Source organism: Paraburkholderia kirstenboschensis, from assembly GCF_904848585.1.
Classification (GTDB): Bacteria; Pseudomonadota; Gammaproteobacteria; order Burkholderiales; family Burkholderiaceae; genus Paraburkholderia; species Paraburkholderia kirstenboschensis.
Map to the genome: position 1 here is coordinate 1 of NZ_CAJHCR010000067.1, position 1714 is coordinate 1714.

At 59.3% G+C, this 1714-nt stretch carries 3 protein-coding genes; all 3 read right to left on the reverse strand.

Annotation, left to right across the window (positions count from 1 at the left end):
* Window positions 1–68 precede the first annotated feature (68 nt).
* The 3 genes from JMY24_RS37955 to JMY24_RS39180 are packed head-to-tail and all read right to left on the reverse strand — an operon-like array spanning window position 69 to window position 1602.
* On the reverse strand, window positions 69–1046 hold the full coding sequence (locus JMY24_RS37955) for a tyrosine-type recombinase/integrase (RefSeq protein ID WP_128598765.1): 978 nt from the start codon (window positions 1044–1046) through the stop codon (window positions 69–71).
* Window positions 1043–1204 (reverse strand): site-specific integrase, encoded by a 162-nt coding sequence (locus JMY24_RS39175; RefSeq protein ID WP_236597784.1) that lies wholly within the window; start codon window positions 1202–1204, stop codon window positions 1043–1045. The genes JMY24_RS37955 and JMY24_RS39175 overlap by 4 nt, the downstream gene beginning before the upstream one ends.
* Window positions 1192–1602, reverse strand: coding sequence for a tyrosine-type recombinase/integrase (locus JMY24_RS39180; protein ID WP_236597785.1), 411 nt, complete (start codon window positions 1600–1602; stop codon window positions 1192–1194). Before JMY24_RS39180 ends, JMY24_RS39175 begins: the two co-directional genes overlap by 13 nt.
* Window positions 1603–1714 lie beyond the last annotated feature (112 nt).

Sequence of the window (1714 nt, forward strand, 5' to 3'; positions counted from 1 at the left end):
CAGTGTGGGCAGATAGTCCTGGAAGAAGCGCAGCAGACATCGGCCGAGCTCTGTCGGTTTGCGCGGTTTCATGGCTTCCTCCCGCCGAGCACGTGGCCCAGATGCTTCTCGAAGCGTTCACTTGCGAGTGCCGCGATCGTCGGAACGAATGGAAGGTAGTATGCCGTCGATACGATCGAGACATGCCCCATGTAGATTGCCAGTTTCGGAAGATTCGACTGTACGTCCGCGCCTTCCTCATACCACCGGATCAAAGCCTGGACTGCAAAGCTATGCCGCAAGTCGTGAATTCGCGGACATCGTCCCTCGGCATCGCGAACGTCAGCGAGTTCGAAGAGTGCGTGTATGGGCCGGCTGATTCCCGTGCCGGTGTATCCACGTAGACCTCGGGTCGTATTGCACAACAGTGGCGTTTCCGGGCCGGTGCCGAGCGAAGCGTTGAGGCGCTTGCGTAGGTAAAGTCGAAGTTCGCGTGCGGCATCGGTTGATAGCGGCACCAGCCGACTCTTGTGGAACTTCGACTCTCGAATCTGCAACACCCCTGACGTGGGTTCAACGTCTCGTAGCGTCAGGCGCAGCAGTTCGCCGCGCCGCAACCCGGCCGTATACAGCAGCACAATGGCGATGCGCGTCACGGCGGGTAGTAGCGGTGAGCCAAGTGTCGGCGTCAGGTGCGTGGCTGCGACCAGCATTCGTGCGACCTGATCCGGCTGCACAATGACCGGGCGGATGTACGGACAGGGTCGCGCGAAGTACAGCGGATTGGGTACGAAACACTCGTGCTCGGCACGCTGTCTGAACAGGCAGAACTTGTGCACCATCAACTGTCTGGCGCGACGCGTATTCGGCCCCAGATGATGCATGGTATCGCACCATTGATCGAAGCTTGCTTGATCAAGCTCCCGAACTGAGGACTGCGCGAGCCAGTGACACATCGACAGCAGGATTCGTTCTTCGTTGCGGTAGCCACGACCCAGGGCGCGTTGATGGGCAACGTAGTCTGTGATCGCAGCCTCCATGGCAAACATTGACGTGGAGATGCTCATGGCAGCCTCCTCGAATTCGAGAGCGTTGGAACCTGCAGCGCGACCGAACGTAACATGGCAATGTCCAGGCGCAGGTAGACGCACGTGCTCTCAAGGCTGCGATGTCCCAGGATATCGCCAATGGCCTTCGTGCCCACGCCTCGATCTAGCAGACGCATCGCGAACGCGTGTCGCAGCGCATATGAGGAACTGTTCGTGATTGGCAGCCACTCAGCCTGGCGCGCGTGCAAAAGATGTCGACCACGCCATAATGGGTCAGTGGCCCAGCCGGGCTTCGTGCCCGTAGGAACAAAGCGGGGCAATCACTTCCAGAGCGGCCACACCGAAGATAGCGCCGTAGCAGATTTATGGTCCTGTCCGCCAATGGCAATACCAGGACCGAACGGGTCTTGCGCTGCTGAACGTGAAGCGTTCGCGATTCCCAGTTGATAGAACTCAGCGTGAGTGCGGCAACTTCTGATGCTCGTAGACCGTAGTACGCCATCAAATGCAGGACCGCGTGGTCACGCCAGCCAGTGCGGCTGTGACGGTCTACCGAATTAACCAGCTTCGGCACCAGCTTCCAGTCGAGTGCGCGCGGGGGCAACTCGGCACGATAAGTCCGTGGCGTGTCAATGCAATGCAGTCCGAGCGTGATATCGCCACGCTCTTCGCAATAGCGCAAGAAC

Excerpts from the sequence above, each read along its gene's own strand:
- JMY24_RS37955 (WP_128598765.1), bottom strand. The coding sequence starts at position 1,046 with ATGAGCATCTCCACGTCAATGTTTGCCATGGAGGCTGCGATCACAGAC.
- JMY24_RS39175 (WP_236597784.1), bottom strand. The coding sequence starts at position 1,204 with ATGCGTCTGCTAGATCGAGGCGTGGGCACGAAGGCCATTGGCGATATC.